Below are 20,352 nucleotides of genomic sequence, written 5' to 3' on the forward strand. Positions count from 1 at the left end.
TTATTTTATTACATTATTCAGTTTTTTTCAACAAATTTTATACAAAATTTTCAGATAAAAAGAAAATTTTGTATAAAATTGTTTTATTTATGCCTTTTAGATATCTAAATACTTGGGAGCATTCGCTTTAGAGCAGGTGATAAGGCCATCATAGCAGACACTAGGTCTAATTAGACTTAGATCTTTACCTTCATTCATTGTATACGTATAGTTAAAGAGCCATGCGTTTTCCGGTACTTTCTTTTGCCCGGAAATATCTAAAAAACTAATATTGTGTCCTGTTTTCTGCATCCTAAATTCTATACTGTCTTGCTCAGGCCTAAGTACTTCATATACATTACGAGTATTTTCTGCAGCACATCCGCTGTACATGAACATTCCAATTGAATAAGAGCTTTGTTTTAAATATGACGGTACATATGAAAATGTCGATTTAAATCCAATCAATCCTTGCATCCTCTTAGCAATATGGTTATTATGGGCCCAGATTATAATTTTTTCCTCTTTAAACATCTCTTCACTCAACCAAACAATGTTATCAGCCATTATTTTGTTACGAATCTTTAAAGCTTTCATAAAATTAGAAGCCATCATTTCTATGAGCCTCTCTCGATTTTTCAGGACTCTTTCGATAAGTAATAGTGTTTTTTGATTAAAACTCTTTTGCAAATGAGTATGATTTTGTTTTAGTAGGAGTAAAAGTTGTTTGTAACTTTTTTGCAGTTCTTTATACTTTGCTTTCCGCTCTTTTTTGTTCAATGTACTACTACGAGAATGTATATACTGATACAGCATTTCTTTTTCTAACTCCTCTACTTGTTTTCCATAGTTTTCCCCAACACAAGAAAATATGGAAATAAGTTCCTTACTCATTATACTTTCTTGGAAAGAAGGCTGAATATCAATACCTGTAAAAATAAGAGGAGAATTGTATGAATGCGTACCTTTTATCCATGTGAAAAATTCTGCCATTTCTTCAGTGTGCCAAACTTTAAAAAGGGATTGTTTCATAAGCTGAACCGCATTTACATCCATTTGATGCTTAGAAGTAAAGCTACAGTCTCCTAGACTACTCTCAAATGCCAGAACTCGAAAATTTAACTCGTGGTATAGATATTTTATAAGTTTTATCTTAATCTCTGTATGTTCTCTAACACCATGACCATTCTCGCCTAAAAGAACTATTTTTTTGTTATGTAACAAAGGCTTTAGAAAATCAAGTTCTGAATAATCTTCTAATCCACCTAAATCAATATGTTTCACCTTATCATGTAACCAGTTATTTTCTTTTTTCACATCATTTTTGCGCCAAAACATTCATCATTCCCCCTATAAAATAAAACATATGATTCATTGACAACATGTTCTTCCCTAAAGATAGAATAAGAGACTTTATAACCTACAAACACAGATTTTAATATACATTTTTTACATAGTTATATATATTTTAACATATTTATGTTAATATTTCTCATGTATCCCCCTTGCTTAAGTATGAACAGATAGGAATTTTGATATTTATATCGTACATACCAAGCCAATACAAAAAGACTTCTTTTTAAAAGTTTATTTGGAGGTGATAGCTACCTATATTCCCATCTTGCCTACATGTCTACAAATCCCTTATTCCATCTTAGAAACTGCCCTATTAGATTAATGATAAAAAAGGAGTTATTCACTATGCCGATTAAAAAAATAGGACGAATTCTTTGCACCATTACCCTAACTTTCCTTGTCTTTTTTACACTTTTTCAAGGTAATTTATTTATTAATAAGTCTGTTGCCTCCGAAAAACAGATAGATAATATTGTACAAAATTCCATTTTAATTGTAGTTAAGGATCAAGCAAGTGTGGTTGAACTAGAGCAATTAATCAACACACATTATAAAGACTGTATTATTAGTATAGAAAAAATTGAGGAAGCTAATTTGCTAAAGGTAACTTTAACGAATAGTTTGTCTTCTAAGAAGCTATTACAGGATTTAAAACATTCATATGAAAATCTTATACAAGATGTAGGCTATGAAAGAAACATTGATGTAAAAAACAATAATCAAATAAAAGAACAACAAAGAAACAATATACTATATTCTATCCCCCCATCAACTGGTACACTTTCTAAGTTTGGCATGCTACAAAGTGAAAGAAATAAATTTCATAGCTTTCAGTGGGACATTAATGCAGTAACAAACAACGGTGAGAGTTATAACTTACAAAAGGGGAATCACAACATTAAAGTCGCGATTATAGACAGTGGTATTGACTTCAATCATCCTGATTTAAAAGAAAATATTATTGGCAAGGGGAGGTCGTTTGTTCCCGGTATTAATGATACTCAGGATTACCTTGGTCACGGTACCATGGTGGCTGGAACAATTGCTGCAAACGGAAACTTAGTTGGAATTGGTCCTGAATTAGGAATTATTCCATACAAAGTTTTCCAAAACGAGAAGGCAGAATCTAGTTGGATTATACAAGCTATTATCCAAGCAGCAAAGGATGACATGGATGTAATAAACTTAAGTCTTAGTGCATACTTGTCTAAAACTAGCAAACAAGACAAAGTTTTAATAAGGGCATATCAAAATGCTCTTCACTACGCAAAGCATAGAGGCAGTATTGTCGTAGCTTCAGCGGGTAATGATGCCCTTAATTTAAAAAATCCAAAGGAAATTGCTGAAAGAAGAGGATATCCTGGGGATTACCAATTACATCTCCCCGGCGGTAGCAATGAAGTCATAACAGTCTCATCGACAAGTAAAGAGAACACCTTAGCATCATACTCCAATTATGGAGAGATTACCTTTGCTGCTCCAGGAGGAGATTATGGTCCATCTTTTAATGAATTAAAAGAATATGATATAACTTCCTGGATACTTGTAACTTATCCAACTAATCTTCCTCAAACACCTCTCAGTATAAACTTAGGGCTACCTAAAGGATATGAATTAGAGGTTGGTTCAAGTTTAGCAGCTCCTAAAGTTTCTGCATTAGCAGCATTATTAATTGCTGAATATGAAGAGAAGTACAAAAAAAGCCCTCCTTCTTCTCTCATAAAGAATCTTTTAAAAAAGGGAGCCATAGATCGTGGAGTTAATGGATTTGATAACGAATTTGGGTATGGAGAAATAAACGCAGTCAATTCGCTTAAAAATGTAAAATGAGTAAGCAAAGAAATATTTAGAATTAAGTCTATTCCCTATTCAACCTATTATTGAATACTGAGAGTACTTTATATACAATGGGAAGACTCTTGCGCTGAAAAAAAGTAGTTTTAAGTTTTTTGACAATAGAGAAGGGAAAGACTACAAAAAAATACAATAAAAATTTGGTTACAAGATGTTACGGACTTAGTCCTAATCTTGTAACCAAATAAGTAAAAGTTGTCTAAGAAGATAACCTTCTCAATATTTCCGTCCTTTCTTTTTAGAAGTGAAGCAATCATAAAAAAGTAAATTCAATCCAAAAAGTTTTTAAGAAAGAAATTTGGTAATCTCCGTACAAAAAAATCTGCAATTACAGTAATAGAAGTAGCGGATAAGCGAATTTCAATAGGGTATGTGATCCAAAGAAGTATTTGAACATTTATGTGTTTTTCTTTCGCATATATTACCAAAACCAATTATTAATATATGTATAACATTTCCTAACAAACCTAAATATAGAAACAAGGACTTATTATCTCAAGTATTATAAAAATAAAGTGTTAAGAGCTCCATAATTGCTAAATTTAAAAGGTATATCCTTCACAAAAGGATATACAAATTGCTTCCTACCTGTAAGAACTAATAATAGATACATAGAAAAATACTAAATGATTTACAAATAGACTTATAAACTACCTAATCATAATATAAACTGTTGCAACTCTTACAATAATAAGTAATCTTTGACCATTATTGTATTAAAGACTCTAGTCCTTCTTTTTAACTTTGTCGTTATCCCTACCATACATAAAACCTATCCCCATTAAAATCACACCTGCAAATTGAAAATAATGTTTGTAATTAAAATCTTTGAAGATAGTAACTGAACTAATGATGGCCACGAACCCAATAAGAATAAGGATGGTTTCTAAACGACTACTCAATAAAATCACCTCACTAAACATTTTGATTCCCTTACATTATACACCTTATAATAATAATTTTTCCAGTTTAACAAAATAGAAAGTTCAGACTAAATAAAAATAATATCCTTGTTGAAAATATAGAAACTGTAACTTGTGACAAAAAATCTATTGTGATATCAATAAGGAAATATATAGAAATGAATGTCACCTATTATTTCTACAAGATCATGAATAATCGGGTTGGATATATTCAAAATTTAACTATAAAATACAATTTAGACATGAAACATCTTCAAGATATAACTCTAGTCGCTCCTCAGGCATAGGAAGATGGTTTTATTAAAGATAATAATCAACATCCATTAGCCATTTTATATTTGAGAGAATAATAGAAAAAAAGGGACAATAAATACAGGAAGGTCATTTATAAGTGATATATCGGATGCATCATACTCCTCAAGTACTTTTGGCTCTAATTCAAAAAAATCAGAAAAATAAACTTTTACATCCACTATTCTGCCTACTTGTTATATAGAATATTTTTAAATTATTAAATTCATATTCAATATGTTACAGTAAATATTCTAATTATGAATTCCATTTGTTTGTAACATCCCCTCCAATATTTTAATTAGATATTTTTATTGATACAAGATATAAATCGTCAGTTTTAACTATATAGTTGAGAAGGAATGCTAAAAAAAGAAGGAGGATCATGATGAAATATCAAACAATATTTCCCTCATTAAAAAAATTGCTTTTTATCTTTATACTTTCTTTCAGTATGTTAATTTTCACACTCCCTGTCTCTACCTTTGCACAATCCAATGACAATGTAATTTCTGTTACAAATTACTATGTATCTCCAACAGGAAATGACCTCAATCCTGGTACATTAGATCAACCTTTCGCTACCATTCAAAAAGCTGCTAACGTCGCCAAAGAAGGAAGTACAATCTACATAAGAGGCGGAGTTTATAACCAAAAGGTTCGTGTCGCTCATTCTGGTGCCTCAGGCGCACCCATTACTTTTCAAAATTACCAGGATGAAAAAGTCATTCTCGATGGTTCTAAGGTCAAGTTAGAAGATGATGGGTTATTTACAATAGAAGACAAAAACTATATTCAAGTAAAAGGATTAGAATTTCGTAACTTAAAGTCAACGAAAGTTAACGAAACCCCTATTGGTATTTATATCACTGGAACAGGAAGTTACATTGATATTAGAAATAATTATATTCACCACATTGAAGCAAATGTTAAGGATGGAAATGCACACGGTATTGCTGTATACGGTACTTCATCTAGTGCTCAAAATAATTTAAATCATATTGTCATCGATCATAATGAAGTAGCAAATTTGAAGTTAGGACTGAGTGAAGCAATTGCTATGAATGGGAATGTAGATTCCTTTGAAGTTACCAATAACAAAGTGCATGATAACAACAACATTGGAATTGTTCTTATTGGACATGAAGGCGTATCTCCAGTAGCTGCTTTAGATCAAGCACGGAATGGAGTTGTTCGTAATAACATTGTCCATCACAATTCATCCATCAATAATACTAGTTATAATGAATATTCAGCTGATGGTATTTACGTAGATGGCGGGAAAGAAATTATCATTGATCAAAATCAAAGCTATGAAAACGACCTTGGTATTGAAGTAGCTAGCGAACATGCAGGAAAAAGTGCAAGCCAAATTACGGTTAGAAACAATACGATATCCAATAATATCATGAGCGGCATTGCAATTGGTGGGTATGACAGTCAGCAAGGATATGCTGAAAATAACACAATTACGAACAATGTAATTTATAAAAATGATACAAAAGATCAAGAGAGTGGCCAAATCGAATTAAATTACGATACCCGGAACAATGTAATTACCAATAACCAAATCTATGCAAGTAATAGCCGTATTTTTATTAGCAATAATTTTAATAAAAACACAGGAAACAAGCTTGATTACAATCATTACTATGGTGAATTCGATCAAAGTAATGGCTTATGGCAATGGAAAAGAAAAACATATAAAGGATTTTCATCTTATCAAGCAGGTATGAACCAAGAAGGAAATGAACAACATAGTGTATTTAACAAATTATCACCTGCGTTCAAATTAATTGAAAAAGAAAGCAAATCTACTAAAACAGCTGTATCTTAGCTTATTTCATCTCCCCTCTTCTATAAAAGTGAACGTAGAGGAGCTATCAATCTCCATTATTAACAATAGAATTGGCACCTTTTATATATTGCATACAGATGTTTGCGGCTCTCTTTTATCTACAAACCAGGTATTCGCAAATTGATGTTGATTTGTAATGAAATTTAAACAAAAAACCACAAACCCATAATTAATGGTAAACAAAAAGACTCCACTTTGAAAAAGGTTTAATCAAAATGGAGTCTTTTGTTAGAAATCTGCATTTAGTTTTTATAAAAAAGATTGTTCAAAACTCATGAACATATCTATCATAATCATTTACTCATACATGAACTATTCTTCAAACCAAAACAAAACTTCAAGAGGTGCTTTTAAAACCTTCGCAATATCATAAGTAAGTTTGAAGGAAGGGTTATATTTTCCATTTTCGAGATTGCCAATTGTTTCCCTTCTAACACCAACCTCCTTGGCTAAATCTTCTTGCGACATATTTAGCTTTACTCTATATTCTTTCATTCGAGTCTTAAGTGGCATCTTGCATCCCTTTCTTTTCTCTACGCTCAAATATTTCTAAATTGATTAGAAATGTTCCTAAAGGAAAGAACACTGAAATTATAACGAAGAACCGAATTATATGTAAACTTTCAAAAATAAAAACACTTAATAGCAGTAGACTACCTAATACTATCGCTACGAAAAAAGCCCTTGTAGCAGCGATGCGCACATGTAGCATAAAAAGCTCATCTGGTACTACTTTTGCATATGCGAAAAAGAAAAAGAAACCGAAAAAATAATATGCCCATGAAATATTGCCTAAAAGTGTAAATGGACCTAAAAAACCCAAAAAACCAAGAAATCCTAAATAAGACAATTTATTTTTCATAAAAACCTCCATGTGATATATTTCGCTCTTTATGTTATGAATATATCACATTAACTTCAAAATAAAAAGGACTGAAAACAGCAAAATTTTTATAAACGATATGTCTATTCAAAAAAAATACAACTTTATTATATAGGAATAGTAACACCCACACATATTATATGACAAATAAGAAGAATCTGACATAAGCTTATTCAAAATGGATTCTTTCTTTGTAAACTAGTATGCGATTTTTATAAAAAATTTGATCGTTTTGTTAACTTTTATTTTGTTTAGTTCTCCGTAAATTTAAGTATCCTTCTTCACTAATAAAGATAAATATAGCGACTGTTAACCATTACATTTGTGATACTATATATAATAATACACTTAATACAATGGAGGTCTACAACATGAAAAACATAAAGAAATTCCTCAACGAACCGTTTATTAAATACCCATTAGCTATCATTTCAGCTATAGCTATTATAAAAACAGGCTATGATTTAGGTTCCTTCATAATAAAATTTAAACATATTTAAATCGTAAAAAGGAAATTGATCTATTTTAACAAATGGTCCATTTCCTTTTTATATTTTATTGCATCTTTTTCAAAACATAGTGACTTTATTTAAAAGTGATAATTTGTTAATAATATGATTTCGTGCGCTAGCTAAGAAACTATATTTAAACATAAAATATCTTCATCTAAATCAATTCTTTTGTTATCAATAGCCCTCAACATATAAAGAAAATCTTTTATTACCACAAAATTCCCCAGAAAAAATACAACTGAACTCTTTTCTTATTCCAAACTAGTTATTTCATTTCGTATAATAGAAATATACATATATCCTACTACACTTCAGGGGGGCCTTTATCTTGAACTATGGCTGGGCTGGAACTATTGAACAATTTAAGCAATTAGATGTACAGTTTTTTATTAAACAATTGTTAGATCATGTTTATAAAACCAATACAAATGATCCAAAAATAGATTCTCAAAAGAGAGCATGGATTGATAGTTATAATAAACTACAAGATTTATTTAATCGATTTTCTAATTTAGATGCATCACTTATTTTTGAATATGAGATTTTACGCGGAGGCGGTCGTCGCCCAGATGTACTTTTACTGATCAATGGTTATCTGATAGTCCTCGAATGTAAAAGTTATAATAGCGTTTCACCTTCTGAATATATCCAAACATCTCTTTATATGCGTGATCTTGAACATTATCACTCAGCTATTCAACAATCTAACATGCAAGTCATAGGTGTTTTGCTGCTTACAAACTATGAAGGTGAACGCTGGGTTTTCCAAAAAGAATATCAAGTAACCCTCTCCACTGTTGATGGATTGGAAAGCATTCTTAAACGAATCATCAATAAAACAAAAGTACCAACTTTGACGCTAGAGGAAATAATCGATGGTGTCTATGAACCCTCACCTTCTATGCTAGAAGCCGCTCGATCCATTTTAAATAATGAACCGCTACCAGACATTAAAGCTGTATCAAGCAGTAACTTTCCAGAAGTACAACAAACTGTACGCTCAATTATTGAAGAAGCTCAACGTACAAATACCCATCATCTCATTTTAGTATCTGGTGAGCCGGGAGCAGGTAAAACATATTTAGGTTTAACTATTGCACACGAGATGAAAAATACAGTTTATTTATCTGGTAATGGACCATTAGTAGACGTATTACAAGACACGCTGAAAAATAGAACCTTCGTACAAGGTCTATATGGATATAAAATGGATTTCCTTGAAAAGAGAATGATTCCAAAAGAACAAATAATCATTTTTGATGAGGCCCAACGAGCATGGGATGCAAAAAAAGTCGACCAATCACTCACTCGAAGAAATCGAGAACCTCAAAACTTAAGCGAACCGGATATTATAATGAATGTCACAACAAATAATAAGCCGTGGAGTGTAACAATTGGTTTAATTGGTGACGGACAAGAGATCTATTCTGGTGAAGAAGGCGGTCTCGCTCTATGGAATACTGCGATCGCTGGAAAAAACGTGACTGTTCACTCTAAACATCCTAATTCTTTATTTACAAATGCAGCACATTATAGAACTCATTCTCAGCTACATTTAAACTCATCTTTCCGTGCTCATGCAGCTTTAAAATACTATAAAATTATTAATACCTTATTAGATGCTAATTTTGAACAAACAAAACAGCTTATTCATAAGCTACCAAAAGAACATTATCAACTTTTTATTACGCGTGATTTAGCCAAAGCCAAACACACTTTACATCAGCTTTATCAGGATGATACAAAAACAGTTGGCGTTGTCTGTGCTGGTGGCGCTGATCATCAAAAAGAAGTCCCTGTTCTACCAAGAGATGAACGATATGAACGCCCTAGTAAGATCGCTCAATACTTTAACTATGCCGAATCCCAATACTATTGTAGAGCGCTCAACTACAGCTCAACTGAATTCCAAACACAGGGTCTTGAACTAGATATGACGCTTGTTCATTGGGATGATGATCTATATCTACAAAATGGGAATTGGAAGGGGCAACACTATCAATGGGGTGTTGAAGATCCATTCCAAATTAAACTCAATGCATATAGAGTTATTTTAACAAGAGGTCGGGATGGAACAATTATTTACATACCACCAAAACCCATTCTAGATGAGACTTGGAACTTATTAAAAAACCATTTACATATTCCTGAATTAACGTTTTAAGGCTTATAATAAGAGACGATATTCTAGACTCCTTTAGAATATCGTCTCTTATTTTTTTATTTTATAACAACCAGAGAATTGTTCTTACATGCCTTAAAACATTGCAAGAAGGAGTTTCTTTAAACAACTAGTATTATAAGAAATTGTCACTTAAAAGTTGCTGTTTCTTTTATTCCCCTAAATACTGAATCGCTTTGCGATACTTCTCCAATCGTTTTAGGTCTTTATCTGTTATCCTAGCAAGTCTTGAGCGATCAGAATTATGTTTTAAGTCTGCAAGTTTAACTGTACGGGCAAGAGAATTTTCTTTCACTCTGCACAAATACTCAAAATAAGGTGTGTATTTCTCTTTTGTCAGTACCTGCACTGCCTCAACTACGTTATGAGGTATACCAGCACTTAACAGATCATTAGCAGTTATCTCTGTATCTTCCAGAACATCATGCAAATAAGCAGTGGCCTTCTCTTCGTTCGTATTTACAAAGCTAGCAACCGCCTCAGGGTGTTTGATATAATCCATACCTGCTTTATCTACTTGTCCAGCATGGGCTTTTTTGGCTATCTCATGAGCTATCTTTATATAATCAGGTAACATCGCAAAATCTCCCTTTCTTTAAACAAAATCTCCCTCTCTAGCCAGCTATTCTAAAAGTGAAGGAGGAAAATATTGATATAATCCCTTAGCAAATCATTGGAATTCATCTTGAAACAAAAAATTTATAAAAAATGCCATCCTCTCTGTATATTTCTACAAAAAGAATAGCGTTTTTTGGTTATACGGATACATTTTTATTTTAATTTGAATTACACCCTTTTCTCTTACGGGTATTTACTATATTAATGAAGAAAATTAGTCCGAAGATAAGGAATAAAAATGGGTGTACCCATGTTCTAAAATTAACAAGACTTATAATAAACATTATAATGCAAAGGATACAACCTATAATATCAATGCTAAAAGATAACTTCCCCTTTATTTTTTTCATTTATAACTATTCCCTTACAGATGCCACCTTTAATTTATAATTCTCAATATAATAATAACATACGTTTCGATTTTTAACTTTTTTACATTTAATTACTTTTTTGGTTCTGGTGCAACAAATACCTTTATTGTGTGCACCAGGGTAGCAAGATAGCAATTACCGATGAAATTAAAAGTAAATCTGAACAGGTTGAAGAATCCATTACAAAAAAGCTAACGAAGCAAAAATAAACAACATATAGATTTGAATTATATTTCTCAACAACCAAAATTACTTAATGTGGTAAAATAATAATTGGATTGGCATCCAATACCATATTACGTTGGTTCAAGTCGCAGAAAGGCACCTTAGGGTGTCTTTTTTTTGTTTGAAACACATTCTGCCAAAATACCTGTATCTTTTTTGAATTACGACTCATATAATCCAACAAACTTCGTATATATAATTTGTTACCCTAAATGGGTTGACAATACGAACAGTTATAGGAGGATTTTGTGAATGGTAAAAACAGCATGTGTAAGTATGATTACTGGCATTCTTTTAATATGTTCAACAGGATGTGCCACTCAAACTGATTCTATTACAACTAAAACTCAATCAGTAGATGATGGCGCATATACAACAAAAGAAATCACAGACGCATTTCCTGTAGGAACCCCCATAACTACTTACATTCAAAAAGAAGATAAACTGAACGTAAAACATATCACCAGTATTACACTTACAGATGGTGGCGTCGGTAGAGTTTTGGAAGCAACAGATGGTTTTGTTGTTGTATGTGGGAATGAAAAAGGAGTTTTTGATGTGTTAACATTTAAAACTCTGGAAGATGTAAAGAAATATGAACAGAGTTTAAAGCGATAATTAATATCCTCCTTATGCCTTTTACACAGACATTGTCCTCTTGCTCTTGCTATGGCCTTTTCTAAGTACAGTATAATTGCGTCATGAATACACACACGTTATAATAGTCACCTAATTACATATTAAGAGGTGCAGAAAATGAATAAAACTGAATTAACAAAAGTAGTAGCAGAAAAAGCTGAACTTACACAAAAAGATGCTGCAGCAGCAACACAAGCATTATTAGATACAATAACAAATGCGTTAGCAACTGGAGAGAAAGTACAGATTCTTGGTTTTGGTACATTTGAAGTACGTGAAAGATCTGCACGTACAGGACGTAACCCACAAACAGGTGAAGAAATGCAAATCGCGGCTTCAAAAGCACCTGCTTTTAAAGCTGGAAAAGAATTTAAAGAGGCAGTGAAATAATTACACATAGTCAAAAGGCTTTCCACACCCCAGCTTTGCCCCCTACCCTTCGCATATCCTGTTTTGGCTAGCTAATCTGGTTTGTTAAGGGGGGAAAAGAGAAGGAGAGCAAAAAAAAGAATCCTTTAAAAATCAGGATTCTTTTTTTTGAAGTATCGCCTATTGTAAAGTATTTTTATAAGAATGTGTAGTAGAAGGTTATAGCAAATCCGATTAAAAAGAGTAATGATACGAGGAGATAAACTCTTTTTTTGTTATCTTTTGCTATTATTTTATCTAGTGTAATAAAAATACCAACAATACCTGCGATCAATGCGAATTTAGAGAATTCAGATGGATATGTGAAGGCAACTACTGCGAAACAAGCAATAATCAATGTTAGTCTATAAAACAGTATTCCTTTAGACATTTCCATTTGAGGAATCACACCCTTCTTTTTATATTTGACTAGCAGCGCAACCTATTGCGTAACCAGCTAGACATCCAAGACAACCACCACATGCATATGGACTAGCAAATAAACATCCTCCACATGCACCTTCGCAAGCCCATTTAGCCCATTGAGGCATAGTTTTCCAGTTGTTTTTAATACAACGTTGAACATCTTCCCAGTAACCTGCTTTTGCATTGTTTTCTTTTAAGATTGATTCACTTTTTCCATCAGTGAATAATTTCATCTGATTAAGTTTTCCATCTTTTGAATTTAGGTCTAAAGTCCCTACATTTTCACCATCTAATGTTTTTACTGTTAAAAGAATCGTATCACCATTATTTGGTGTTTTCAACTCTAAAAATGTAGGGTCTGCAAACTTACTTTCAGATTCGTTAAATCCTACAGTTAGATATTGTTTTGTATCATTAGATTTAGGGTTTTCTTTTGAAGGAATTATGATAGCCGATGTTTTATTCTCTTTATAATCGACTTTAACAGCTTCTTTCCATTCAAAATCTGCTGTGGAATAAATACTTAATTTGTTTTGTTTAAGATCAGTTAATTGTTTTTTTACTTTGTCCAAAATTTGTTCGTCAGCAAATTTATTTGTTTCATTTTTCGAAAGATTTTCTGGTTTTTTACAAGGTACACAATCGATCTTTTTTTCTTTGGTATTATTATTAATATTGTTACTAGTATTATCTTGTGCAAAAACTTTTTCTAAATTTAGTGAGTATGGTTGAAAAACTCCAAAAGCTAATATAACTACGACAAAAACTAATCCTAAAAATTTTTTCAAACTAATACAGCTCCCTTATAAGTATAATTTCTCCTCACCTCCATAATAGAACAAAAAATGAAAATTTTTAATATTTTTCTAATAATTGGAATATGCTGTTAGCTTAGAGAACTTTGATATATTCCGTTTTTCATTTATTTAAAAATCAGATTATAAAAAAACACCTTCAAGAATGAAGGTGTTTTTTTCTTATAAGTCAGCGTGTGTTTGTAATAAATAATCTGGTCTTGCTGGTGCACCTCCACCGTCTCCTATATTTACAGCTTGATTTTTAAAAGAGTCGTTTAACCCTAACGATAGGATACTAATTAAAGATATTCCAAGTATAGTTAGATAGATTTTTTTCATTATTTTAACGCTCCTTTTTCTAATTCATTTTTTTGAGCTGTATTGCTCATATAAAAATATTGACTTGCTTTGTTATGGTTATTTTCTTCATAAAACTTTAGAGCTAAGATATCAGCATATTCTTTTACGCATTCCCATAGTTTTTCTTGTTTGAAATAAGTAATACCTTCTGAAATAAATATTTCTAAAGTTAATGTAGGGACATTGTTGTTGAGGGCTCTTAAAATTTTAAAACGATGTTGGAATTCTTGATTGTTAAAATCGTTACTAAGTTTTAATCCTTTTTGAATTAGTTGATCGCTGTAATTATGGTCATTTATCTTATAGTATTCATATGCTTCTACGAAAAATGCTTTGAAATGGTTTGGATTGTTCTTTGTTACTTCAGATACATGACGAATCGCGAGTTTAGATAAATTTTGTTTTGAATATAACCAAGCTAAATTATGTCTTACCATAAGGATAGAATTTTTATGGTTATTTTTTTGGAATGTGTCTAGTGCCTTATTAAATGACTCCTCAGCTAATTCGAAATGTTTTAAATCAATACAACACAGACCTATAAAATTGTCACATAGTGCTACATTTATTTCATAACCTTCATGTTTTAAAAACTCTTCTTTAGCTAATTTTATATAATCAAGAGCTATTACTTGTTTATAGATTTGATAATAAAAATACCCCATTCGATAATTAAATTCAGCATGTTCTATTGGATCAGGAATGTGTATTAATAGTTCTTTAGCTTTTTCATAGTGTTCACTTGCTTCAGTGTAATTGGATGTTAAAGTAGAATGGAATGCTTTAAAGAAGTGATAATAATAAGCTAGGAAGTCATCTGCTGGAGTTGTGAAATTATCCATTTCATCAAAACTGCTTTCGTTAATACTTATCCAATCTGTTAATGCTTTGTATCTAAAATCTAATAAAGAATAATATAAGAGTACGTTTTGATTTTCCTTGACATTGTTAATTTCATTTTCTATATACTCTTTTAATTGTTTTGCTTTAACTAATTGGTGTTTTAACATGGATTGATACCAGTCGTTTAATAATTTTGTTATTTGTTCATTTTCTAGTTGAACATTCATAGAATCTTCCCCTTTTCCAAAATTATCTATATCTAATGTAAAACCATGGTATCATGGTATTACATTAGATTAACCTTTAAATAAGTTGATATATATAATTTTAAATATTCTGTTCATTTTACCTTTATTTTTATTGCGGCCTTTATTTAGTATGGTTTTAGCAAAAAAATACTAATAAATCCAGGGCACATTTATGGACATAATGAAGGATATTACATACGTTTATCATACACCTATGCTTTAATTTTACATTTATTAAATTTGATATATTAATTAATAGAAATCACCCATACACTTTAATGTTAGGTCATTGCCATCAAGTTAAGAAATTCATTATCCTAAAAATGAAAAAAATGATTTGTCATAAATTGGTGTAGAGAGATAAAAATTTTCTTTTTGTGGGTATGTTAAAATTTTAGCTTGATGGACATATGTCACGCCCCCTATTACTGATTGTTGTTAGAACTGCTGCTCCCACAAGAAGAATATCTGAAAAAATTATTTTAAAACAAAACCTCTTTATAAAAGAACACAAGCTCGTATATAATAAGAACAAACGTTCTTTTGTTTAGGAAGGAATAACAGTGTATGACTATTCTATCTTACCGAATAGAATCATCTTATGTGTTGATTTACGTAGCTTTTACGCTTCTATAAGTTGCATCAAAATGGGGTTAGATCCTATGTATACACAATTGGCAGTAGTCGGTGATGTAAATAGAAACGGTTCTTTCGTATTAGCTGCCACTCCCCCATTAAAAGAATTGGGAGTAAAGAAGATGGCCAGATTATACGAGATTCCTTGAAGAAAAGACATTCTTATTATAAATCCGATTATGGGAACATACATTAAATGCTCTAATTACATAACAAAGTTAGCTTTGCAGTACGTTCCTATTGAGGATTTTCACCAATATTCCATCGACGAGTTCTTCATGGATATTACGGATAGCATTCATTTATTTACTAACGATCCCTATGAATTTGCGTTGAAATTTAAACGTGAAATATATGCAAAAACACAGATCGAATGCACAATAGGAATTGACCCTAACCCTTTAATGAGCAAAATAGCTTTAGATATAGATGTAAAATAAAATAAATTTACGTAAACATGTTTAAATCATTATAAAGGAGCATAAAAGAATGCAAGAGGTTCAAATAAGAAAGAATGCAGTAGGAGCAATTATTCATAATGATATTAAAAACTATCCCTATTTAAATATACCTATGGTTATTAAAGAGAAAGATGGACAGATTTATGAAGTTATAAACACTGGTTTTCACACTAATAATGCAGTAAGAATGATAACAACGGACGATTTTGCTACAACCAGAGTAAATACACCGATTGTAACTGTAAAAAACAGTGATGGTAATATTCAAGTATACCGCTTGCCTTTAGAATTGGAATCTTGGGTAATTTCTTGTATGCAGGCTGCTTCTGCAGGAAAAATTTCATTTCCATGTAAAGTTTCCTTTGGGATTATAGATACAAAATATTATGTTGAATTCATTTAAAATTAGAATACATTTAACATTTGATGTAAATAAAGACGGAACACCAACATTTTGCAAATTCTGTACGTCAAGACTAAATCTCTTAATCAAACCATATTTTATTATACGTACCAAAACTAATTACCAACAACAAAATAGCCTAAAAAATATTAAACATACTTTATTAACGATATTATTAATGTCAAATAAAAAAAGAAGAGAGAAAACATTCTCTCTTCACCAATAATATTTTACAGAGTAAGTAGGGTAAAAAACTATATAGAGATGAACCACGAAAATACTTTACCTAGTGAATTATATCATAAATCACTCTAAAAAATACATATCACATACAATTTTGTTTTATTTATGACAAAATTGTTAAATATTTGAATGCAGAAAGGCTTTATATCTAAATGAATAGAAAGGTGTTGGTGTGGTAATAAAATTTAAGGAGGCTTTCTATTATGTTTTCAAAAAAACAAAAATTATTAACAGTAGTTACAACATTAACATTAGGGTGCGGATTTACTTTTGGCTTAACACCTGCTTCTGCGGATACAGCCAATAACACTTCTCCAATTAAGGAGGAACAGGTACGAATACAAATACCTTTCACGGGCTATATTATTTCAGCAGACGATAATTACTTAATTGTTGCTGATACTTTTACGAAAGAAGAAGCACTTTATTATCAGAATAATTGGTGGGAGCTAGTTTCCCAAAATAAAATTTTAAGAGTACCTGTATCCAATGGTGAAAACTACAAATTAGGTGAAAAATTAAACGTATACGCTGCTGCTTGGACGTACTCTTTACCACCAATCGCTATAATGCCAACAATTGAAAAAGTAGTTGATTAAATACTGCTTATCTAATAAAAGAAACATTGCCCTAATTAGAGCAATGTTTCTTTTCCTCATTTGACATTAGAAATTGAAATGGATGAGAACAGATTTGGAACGCTATTCTCAAAAGCTAACGTAAAGGAAGGGATGAGTTCATGTATTCTTTCTTGCATTGATTTCTTATTTACTTCTCCAAGTTCGTTCAAAAGTTCATTCTCTTCTGAAGACTCATCTCCATTGATTAACATCCTTAACATATCTGAGTTAATGATCTCATGAGGCGAATGAACTAGCCCATTCATCATTATATATTTTTGGAGCTTGGATGAATTACCCTCATTCGCTTGCTTTACAGCTTGTTTAAGATATAAATCAAAATATTTCTGTGCAAATTTCACACCTTTTAGTGGAACAGCTCCTACATGTTCAACACCTTTCCAACGTAAATCCGCAATTGAACTCAGCCACCATGCCGGCTCAATAGCTTGTTGCATACGTTGCAGCACCTTGCGTTCGAATCCAGGTTTATGAGTAGAATGTTCTTTTAAACAAGTATCTAACATTTCAGCTTCAATAGCAGCTACGGTCATCCCCTGTCCATAAATGGGATCAAAGTTACAAAAAGCATCACCTAACACTAATAATCCAGATGGCCAATTTTCCATTTGTTCAAAATGTTGACGAGTTGACTCCTGCGCTCTAAATCCTCTTGGGACACTAATTGGTTCTAACTCTTTAATTAACTCTCTCATCATAGGAGTAACTAAAGAATCCAGTTCTTTTTCATATTCTTTTGAATTGGTTGGTGGATAGTGCGTACCTCCAGCAACAAATAGTAGCGCTTGAGCTATGTTATCTTCAATATATAATAGCCCTACAGCACCAACGTTTTTAGCAGGATCTCCTTCAGAAATTGCACTCAATTTCTCTTTGATATGTGAAGGTACTTTATAATATCTCGTGCTATATCCAAAATTCACCTTTAAACGTTCTGGTTCTGGAACATCATATCCCATAGATGTAAGCCATTTATTGAGTTTAGATTGACGACCACATGTGTCAACTACCAAATCGGTTAACACAGTTCGCTTTGTTTTTAATTCGTCTCGTTCTTGAATATTAATTCCAATAACACGCTTGTGATCAGACGAAGCTAAAAGGCCTGTCACCGCTTGCTTTGAATAAAAATGTACATTAGGAATTTCTTGCACACGTTGGCGGATTGTCCATTCTAACAATGCTCGACTGCTTGCTGCACCTTTTCGTTCTATAACTAGTTCCAGTGCCCCATACGGAGAAAATCGAATCATTTTATCATTCTTGACATTATGGGCCCCTAGATTTAATAAATCATCAACATATCCAGGAAAGAAACGGTTCATAATTATTTCTCCGCGTGGTAATACACGATGAGGATGAAAGTCTTGGGGTGTACCTGGACGTTCAGATGGTTTTTGAGGTAACTCATCTTTTTCAACAACTATCACTGTCTCAAAATAACTGGAAAGCACGCGTGCAGTAAGCAATCCTGCAATACCAGCTCCAATCACAAGTGCATTTTCTCTTTTTTGCTGTTGATATAGTAATTGATTATCCATCAATAATCTCTCCTCTTTCTAAAAAGTATGTTTGTTCAGCATGAAACTATTAAAACTTTTCCAGAAATCAGAATAAACAAATGATGATTCTTCATTATTTTAATTAAGTTGGTTCAAATCAGAAAGTACACTCAAATGAGTATCATTTTTTAACAAGATTCAGTTTCATATACTGTATAACTGCTCACCGTTTATAATAGCCCTTTTTAAATACCGCTTTATTCACCCTCCTTTTATATTTTTTATAATTTGCACCTTAAATGTATCACTTTTGTTACCCTTATAAATATTTAGGGTTTTTAGAAACATTTATTTGATTTTTAGTAATATTAGGATTCTATTTTATCAAATAGAATCTAGAAGGTTTGAGAGAAGAATGTAATAATGTATAATAACTCAATTGGATATTATGATATTTTTTCAAAGAACTGATACAAAATTTCTTTAGATTGGAAAACTAAAGTCTTATCTACCTAATTGCGGGGACGCCTTATGGCGTCTTTTCTTTCTTTATTATAAAAACCCCTCAAGCATTCATATACTTAAGGGGTTATCGATTGAAAGATAGAGCTGTTTGAAATTCTTTAAATTAAGAACAAAGTGGGATTACTCCTAAACCAATTAATAAAGCTGCAGCAAACGCTGGAATTGGCGCAGGAATCTCGATACCTTCTACAACTAAAAAGTATTGTCCATTTACTACTTTAAAACAAACTAATTGCATGGCTAATCCTCCCTTCTGCTAGGATTAATACATTACATTAAAAAATCCTATCATTTATATAATTAAGTAGTTTGTTTTCCTGGAAATGTGTAATTTATCAACGTTCAAGGGAAACACATTAATTTATCTTCCCTTATTTTCAAAAGGACCTGCTCAATTCACACATAAAAACATAAGGTAAATTGAACCCATTAAAACACATGGAATACCCCCTAGTTTTACCCTCTTATCTAAAGGAGGAACTATTATTATGGGATATGGTGGTAGTTGCGGCGAAGGCTGCGGTTTTGCTGGAGGCTTTGCTTTACTCGTTGTACTCTTTATACTATTAATCATTATCGGATGCAGTTGCTTCTGCTAAAAAACTATTAGAAAAGGCACCTTAGGGTGTCTTTTCTTTATGCGTAAGAACCTCGCCATCTTATGGAAATGGCGAGGTTCTTATCTATATTATTTATTATCTTGTTCCAGGCTTTTATCAAGATTAGAATTACCATTATTATGGTAACGTTGATAGTTCTCTTCATGTAGCCTTTGTTGTTCTTGTTCAACTTTATTATCATGATCAATTACCTTAATAACAAAAAATAATATTACGATTACAAACACTACAAATGGGATGAGAGCAGTTTTAGAAAGCTCCTTTAAATCCTCTTTTGCTTGTCGCTTTTCTTCTCCTGTTGAAAAGAGATAAGCAAACAAAGCTATTATAAATGCGAAAAAACCTAAGAGTATTTCTACAACTGCAAAAATAGCATCTAACATTACTTATGTATCCCCCTAATATAACATATATGTATTACTAATTAACCAATAATTCCCTTACACATTATATCAGCTAGAATACATGAAAGTATAATATATTATTTGTATAGTTAATTTTATTAATTACCATGCATTACTATACGACAATTCGAATCGTCGGAAGAC

At 31.7% G+C, this 20,352-nt stretch carries 20 protein-coding genes and 1 pseudogene; 10 read left to right on the forward strand and 11 right to left on the reverse strand.

Going from position 1 to position 20,352, the window contains the following annotated elements; all coding sequences use genetic code 11:
- Positions 1-96 precede the first annotated feature (96 nt).
- Complete coding sequence (locus AB6801_RS26775; protein WP_098785871.1) at positions 97-1,317, reverse strand: erythromycin esterase family protein; 1,221 nt, start codon at positions 1,315-1,317, stop codon at positions 97-99.
- Positions 1,318-1,680: 363 nt separating this feature from the next.
- Between AB6801_RS26775 and AB6801_RS26780 the strand changes: the two genes are divergently transcribed.
- The gene (locus tag AB6801_RS26780) at positions 1,681-3,165 is read left to right on the forward strand and encodes a S8 family peptidase (RefSeq protein ID WP_180232638.1); all 1,485 of its coding nucleotides are present in this window, start codon (positions 1,681-1,683) and stop codon (positions 3,163-3,165) included.
- Between the two features lie 1,626 nt (positions 3,166-4,791).
- Positions 4,792-6,240, forward strand: a complete 1,449-nt coding sequence (locus AB6801_RS26785) for a right-handed parallel beta-helix repeat-containing protein (protein WP_370941235.1) — start codon at positions 4,792-4,794, stop codon at positions 6,238-6,240.
- A gap of 333 nt (positions 6,241-6,573) precedes the next feature.
- Here the strand turns inward: AB6801_RS26785 and AB6801_RS26790 are convergent, their stop codons facing one another.
- Both AB6801_RS26790 and AB6801_RS26795 read right to left on the reverse strand, forming a co-directional pair.
- The gene (locus AB6801_RS26790; protein ID WP_001128812.1) at positions 6,574-6,774 is read right to left on the reverse strand and encodes a helix-turn-helix transcriptional regulator; all 201 of its coding nucleotides are present in this window, start codon (positions 6,772-6,774) and stop codon (positions 6,574-6,576) included.
- Positions 6,764-7,123, reverse strand: a complete 360-nt coding sequence (locus AB6801_RS26795; RefSeq protein WP_043938501.1) for a DUF3796 domain-containing protein — start codon at positions 7,121-7,123, stop codon at positions 6,764-6,766. Before AB6801_RS26795 ends, AB6801_RS26790 begins: the two co-directional genes overlap by 11 nt.
- A gap of 392 nt (positions 7,124-7,515) precedes the next feature.
- Here AB6801_RS26795 and AB6801_RS26800 point away from each other — a divergent pair, with 392 nt between their 5' ends.
- Both AB6801_RS26800 and AB6801_RS26805 read left to right on the forward strand, forming a co-directional pair.
- The gene (locus AB6801_RS26800) at positions 7,516-7,644 is read left to right on the forward strand and encodes a hypothetical protein (RefSeq protein ID WP_000789620.1); all 129 of its coding nucleotides are present in this window, start codon (positions 7,516-7,518) and stop codon (positions 7,642-7,644) included.
- Between the two features lie 340 nt (positions 7,645-7,984).
- Positions 7,985-9,820 carry a DNA/RNA helicase domain-containing protein gene (locus AB6801_RS26805; protein ID WP_097850532.1) on the forward strand — a complete coding sequence of 612 codons (1,836 nt, stop codon included), beginning with the start codon at positions 7,985-7,987 and terminating at the stop codon, positions 9,818-9,820.
- A 169-nt stretch (positions 9,821-9,989) separates the two neighbouring features.
- Here AB6801_RS26805 and AB6801_RS26810 read toward each other — a convergent pair whose 3' ends face one another.
- Positions 9,990-10,415: an HD domain-containing protein gene (locus AB6801_RS26810; protein WP_000936395.1), complete on the reverse strand. Its 426-nt coding sequence runs from the start codon at positions 10,413-10,415 to the stop codon at positions 9,990-9,992.
- A gap of 889 nt (positions 10,416-11,304) precedes the next feature.
- Here AB6801_RS26810 and AB6801_RS26815 point away from each other — a divergent pair.
- Together AB6801_RS26815 and AB6801_RS26820 are read left to right on the forward strand one after the other, a co-directional pair.
- A complete protein-coding gene (locus AB6801_RS26815) occupies positions 11,305-11,670 on the forward strand; it encodes a hypothetical protein (protein ID WP_016090535.1) in 366 nt (121 codons plus the stop codon).
- A 138-nt stretch (positions 11,671-11,808) separates the two neighbouring features.
- Positions 11,809-12,081 (forward strand): HU family DNA-binding protein, encoded by a 273-nt coding sequence (locus AB6801_RS26820; protein ID WP_001043942.1) that lies wholly within the window; start codon positions 11,809-11,811, stop codon positions 12,079-12,081.
- 175 nt (positions 12,082-12,256) lie between these two features.
- On the opposite strand, the gene AB6801_RS26825 is transcribed toward AB6801_RS26820, so the two are convergent.
- The 4 genes from AB6801_RS26825 to AB6801_RS26840 all read right to left on the reverse strand — a co-directional run bounded on the left by AB6801_RS26825 (position 12,257) and on the right by AB6801_RS26840 (position 14,752).
- Positions 12,257-12,496 (reverse strand): hypothetical protein, encoded by a 240-nt coding sequence (locus AB6801_RS26825; protein ID WP_002001785.1) that lies wholly within the window; start codon positions 12,494-12,496, stop codon positions 12,257-12,259.
- A 22-nt stretch (positions 12,497-12,518) separates the two neighbouring features.
- Positions 12,519-13,313 (reverse strand): hypothetical protein, encoded by a 795-nt coding sequence (locus AB6801_RS26830; RefSeq protein WP_000713970.1) that lies wholly within the window; start codon positions 13,311-13,313, stop codon positions 12,519-12,521.
- Positions 13,314-13,502: 189 nt separating this feature from the next.
- Positions 13,503-13,661 (reverse strand): Phr family secreted Rap phosphatase inhibitor, encoded by a 159-nt coding sequence (locus tag AB6801_RS26835; protein WP_000725639.1) that lies wholly within the window; start codon positions 13,659-13,661, stop codon positions 13,503-13,505.
- On the reverse strand, positions 13,661-14,752 hold the full coding sequence (locus tag AB6801_RS26840) for a response regulator aspartate phosphatase (protein WP_001102648.1): 1,092 nt from the start codon (positions 14,750-14,752) through the stop codon (positions 13,661-13,663). Before AB6801_RS26840 ends, AB6801_RS26835 begins: the two co-directional genes overlap by 1 nt.
- 584 nt (positions 14,753-15,336) lie before the next feature.
- Here AB6801_RS26840 and AB6801_RS26845 point away from each other — a divergent pair.
- From AB6801_RS26845 to AB6801_RS26855, 3 genes and pseudogenes are all read left to right on the forward strand, one after another.
- A pseudogene (locus AB6801_RS26845) lies at positions 15,337-15,846 on the forward strand (Y-family DNA polymerase); the annotation flags it as partial.
- 52 nt (positions 15,847-15,898) lie between these two features.
- The gene (locus tag AB6801_RS26850; RefSeq protein WP_001158653.1) at positions 15,899-16,273 is read left to right on the forward strand and encodes a hypothetical protein; all 375 of its coding nucleotides are present in this window, start codon (positions 15,899-15,901) and stop codon (positions 16,271-16,273) included.
- Between the two features lie 446 nt (positions 16,274-16,719).
- Complete coding sequence (locus AB6801_RS26855) at positions 16,720-17,115, forward strand: DUF3221 domain-containing protein (protein WP_000491766.1); 396 nt, start codon at positions 16,720-16,722, stop codon at positions 17,113-17,115.
- A gap of 56 nt (positions 17,116-17,171) precedes the next feature.
- Here AB6801_RS26855 and AB6801_RS26860 read toward each other — a convergent pair whose 3' ends face one another.
- Together AB6801_RS26860 and AB6801_RS26865 are read right to left on the reverse strand one after the other, a co-directional pair.
- Complete coding sequence (locus AB6801_RS26860; protein WP_098377911.1) at positions 17,172-18,698, reverse strand: FAD dependent oxidoreductase; 1,527 nt, start codon at positions 18,696-18,698, stop codon at positions 17,172-17,174.
- Positions 18,699-19,287: 589 nt separating this feature from the next.
- A complete protein-coding gene (locus tag AB6801_RS26865; RefSeq protein WP_001177696.1) occupies positions 19,288-19,422 on the reverse strand; it encodes a hypothetical protein in 135 nt (44 codons plus the stop codon).
- 250 nt (positions 19,423-19,672) lie between these two features.
- On the opposite strand from AB6801_RS26865, the gene AB6801_RS26870 reads away from it, so the two are divergent.
- Positions 19,673-19,783, forward strand: coding sequence for a YjcZ family sporulation protein (locus AB6801_RS26870; protein ID WP_000540371.1), 111 nt, complete (start codon positions 19,673-19,675; stop codon positions 19,781-19,783).
- 89 nt (positions 19,784-19,872) lie between these two features.
- On the opposite strand, the gene AB6801_RS26875 is transcribed toward AB6801_RS26870, so the two are convergent.
- A complete protein-coding gene (locus AB6801_RS26875) occupies positions 19,873-20,187 on the reverse strand; it encodes a hypothetical protein (RefSeq protein WP_000882894.1) in 315 nt (104 codons plus the stop codon).
- Positions 20,188-20,352: the final 165 nt, after the last annotated feature.

This window comes from Bacillus sp. RCC_6_1 (genome assembly GCF_041360755.1).
In the GTDB taxonomy this organism is placed as follows: domain Bacteria; phylum Bacillota; class Bacilli; order Bacillales; family Bacillaceae_G; genus Bacillus_A; species Bacillus_A cereus.

Excerpts from the sequence above, each read along its gene's own strand:
- AB6801_RS26775 (WP_098785871.1), bottom strand. The coding sequence starts at position 1,317 with ATGTTTTGGCGCAAAAATGATGTGAAAAAAGAAAATAACTGGTTACAT.
- AB6801_RS26780 (WP_180232638.1), top strand. The coding sequence starts at position 1,681 with ATGCCGATTAAAAAAATAGGACGAATTCTTTGCACCATTACCCTAACT.
- AB6801_RS26785 (WP_370941235.1), top strand. The coding sequence starts at position 4,792 with ATGAAATATCAAACAATATTTCCCTCATTAAAAAAATTGCTTTTTATC.
- AB6801_RS26790 (WP_001128812.1), bottom strand. The coding sequence starts at position 6,774 with ATGCCACTTAAGACTCGAATGAAAGAATATAGAGTAAAGCTAAATATG.
- AB6801_RS26795 (WP_043938501.1), bottom strand. The coding sequence starts at position 7,123 with ATGAAAAATAAATTGTCTTATTTAGGATTTCTTGGTTTTTTGGGTTTT.
- AB6801_RS26800 (WP_000789620.1), top strand. The coding sequence starts at position 7,516 with ATGAAAAACATAAAGAAATTCCTCAACGAACCGTTTATTAAATACCCA.
- AB6801_RS26810 (WP_000936395.1), bottom strand. The coding sequence starts at position 10,415 with ATGTTACCTGATTATATAAAGATAGCTCATGAGATAGCCAAAAAAGCC.
- AB6801_RS26815 (WP_016090535.1), top strand. The coding sequence starts at position 11,305 with ATGGTAAAAACAGCATGTGTAAGTATGATTACTGGCATTCTTTTAATA.
- AB6801_RS26820 (WP_001043942.1), top strand. The coding sequence starts at position 11,809 with ATGAATAAAACTGAATTAACAAAAGTAGTAGCAGAAAAAGCTGAACTT.
- AB6801_RS26825 (WP_002001785.1), bottom strand. The coding sequence starts at position 12,496 with ATGGAAATGTCTAAAGGAATACTGTTTTATAGACTAACATTGATTATT.
- AB6801_RS26835 (WP_000725639.1), bottom strand. The coding sequence starts at position 13,661 with ATGAAAAAAATCTATCTAACTATACTTGGAATATCTTTAATTAGTATC.
- AB6801_RS26840 (WP_001102648.1), bottom strand. The coding sequence starts at position 14,752 with ATGAATGTTCAACTAGAAAATGAACAAATAACAAAATTATTAAACGAC.
- AB6801_RS26850 (WP_001158653.1), top strand. The coding sequence starts at position 15,899 with ATGCAAGAGGTTCAAATAAGAAAGAATGCAGTAGGAGCAATTATTCAT.
- AB6801_RS26855 (WP_000491766.1), top strand. The coding sequence starts at position 16,720 with ATGTTTTCAAAAAAACAAAAATTATTAACAGTAGTTACAACATTAACA.
- AB6801_RS26860 (WP_098377911.1), bottom strand. The coding sequence starts at position 18,698 with ATGGATAATCAATTACTATATCAACAGCAAAAAAGAGAAAATGCACTT.
- AB6801_RS26865 (WP_001177696.1), bottom strand. The coding sequence starts at position 19,422 with ATGCAATTAGTTTGTTTTAAAGTAGTAAATGGACAATACTTTTTAGTT.
- AB6801_RS26870 (WP_000540371.1), top strand. The coding sequence starts at position 19,673 with ATGGGATATGGTGGTAGTTGCGGCGAAGGCTGCGGTTTTGCTGGAGGC.
- AB6801_RS26875 (WP_000882894.1), bottom strand. The coding sequence starts at position 20,187 with ATGTTAGATGCTATTTTTGCAGTTGTAGAAATACTCTTAGGTTTTTTC.